Source organism: Arthrobacter sp. Y3223164, from assembly GCF_059091005.1.
On the sequence record NZ_JBNHGF010000740.1, the window covers coordinates 1 to 708 of the forward strand.

General features: G+C 73.0%; 2 protein-coding genes. One reads left to right on the top strand and one right to left on the bottom strand.

The features are described 5' to 3' along the window. Positions 1–14 precede the first annotated feature (14 nt). The gene (locus AC5RUJ_RS17730; RefSeq protein WP_494156444.1) at positions 15–167 is read left to right on the top strand and encodes a metallopeptidase family protein; all 153 of its coding nucleotides are present in this window, start codon (positions 15–17) and stop codon (positions 165–167) included. A 31-nt stretch (positions 168–198) separates the two neighbouring features. Here the strand turns inward: AC5RUJ_RS17730 and AC5RUJ_RS17735 are convergent. Further along, positions 199–708: DUF5719 family protein (locus tag AC5RUJ_RS17735; protein WP_494156443.1), on the bottom strand; the 510-nt coding region annotated here is incomplete at its 5' end.

The following is a 708-nucleotide window of genomic DNA, read 5'->3' on the forward strand; positions in this document are numbered from 1 at the left end:
GCCGCCCGGCCGTGGTGACCGTCTTCCGGCAGCCGGTCCAGGCGGCCGCCCGGCTGCGGGCCGAACTGCCGGAGCTCATCCACGATGTGGTAGTGGAGCAGACCGCGCAGCTGCTGAACATGGCCCCGGAAGCGGTTGACCCCGGCTACGGCCGGACCCGCCCCTGACCGGCGTTCCGGTCCCGGCGCCGCTTCTTCCCTAGTACCCGATATCGACCGGCACCGCGGTCTGCGCCTGGGTGCCGGCGGGCACCGGCAGGACCGCAACGTCGGGAGCACCGCCGTCGGTCAGGACCTGGGCGCCGTAGACGGCTTCGCCGGACGCGCTGATCAACAGGGCCGCAGCGTCGGCGCCGTCTGCCCGGGGATCAAGGGTCACGGTGGTTCCGGCGGGCACGGTCACCGCCTGCTTCTCCCCCAGTCTGCCCTTCGGATCCACCGGCGTGATTTCCACCCGGGCGTCCCCCGCCGGCGCGCTGAAGGCCATGCGGGAGCTGACACCGCCCGGCACGACCGCCAGATGATTGCTGCCGAGGCGGCCGGTCGCGGGTGACCATCCGAAGTCCACCGGTTCGCCCGCCTCGGTTCCCCTGCTGACCCGCGCGGCGGCAGCGATGGACACGTCGGCGCTGATTTCGACGGAATACGTGCCGGCCGGCAACGACTCCAGCGGCACCCTGGTGACGCTGCCGGCCGCCGCGGTGACGAC